Source organism: Tardiphaga sp. P9-11 (assembly GCF_008329525.1).
GTDB lineage: Bacteria > Pseudomonadota > Alphaproteobacteria > Rhizobiales > Xanthobacteraceae > Tardiphaga.
In genome coordinates this window covers 1-592 of record NZ_NPKQ01000030.1, presented here as the reverse complement: position 1 = coordinate 592, position 592 = coordinate 1, and the positions used below count along the sequence as shown (strand labels likewise).

Here is a 592-nt window from a genome sequence, read left to right as displayed (position 1 = left end):
GCCTCTGACCAATCCCGGTAGCGAGCCTCCCGCATCGCGCCAAACTGACTTCGGCTGCGGCCGCAAGATAAAACCGGGAACTAGAACCACGGCTCGGTGTTGAAGGGCGCAATTCAACACCACCATAGGAGCTAGTCATGGCTGACAAAGATCTTAGTGATCTATTCTTCGATACACTCAAGGACATCTACTACGCCGAAAAGCAGATCTATAAGGCTCTGCCGAAAATGGCGAAAGCTGCACAATCCGATCAGCTGCGCGCGGCTTTTGAAAAGCACCAGGTCGAAACTGAAGGCCAGATCGAACGTTTGGAACAGATATTCGATGCGCTCGGCAAGGCTGCCCGAGGCAAGAAGTGCGATGCTATCGAAGGCATCCTCGACGAAGGCAAAGAGATCATGGAGGAGTACGCTGAGACTTCTGCACTCGATGCCGGTCTCCTGGCCTCGGCTCAAGCCGTCGAACACTACGAAATCTCCCGTTACGGTACTTTGAAGACATGGGCGGCGACGCTGGGCCACAAGGATGCGGTGAAGCTCATCGACCAGACGTTGAGCGAAGAAAAGAAGACCGACGACGCGCTTTCCAAGCT

General features: G+C 54.6%; 1 protein-coding gene. It reads left to right on the top strand.

Translation table 11 applies throughout. The annotated features are described in order from the left end of the window. Nucleotides 1–137: 137 nt before the first annotated feature. The coding region (locus CIW50_RS28905; RefSeq protein ID WP_149534594.1) for a YciE/YciF ferroxidase family protein at nucleotides 138–592 on the top strand (455 nt) is incomplete at its 3' end.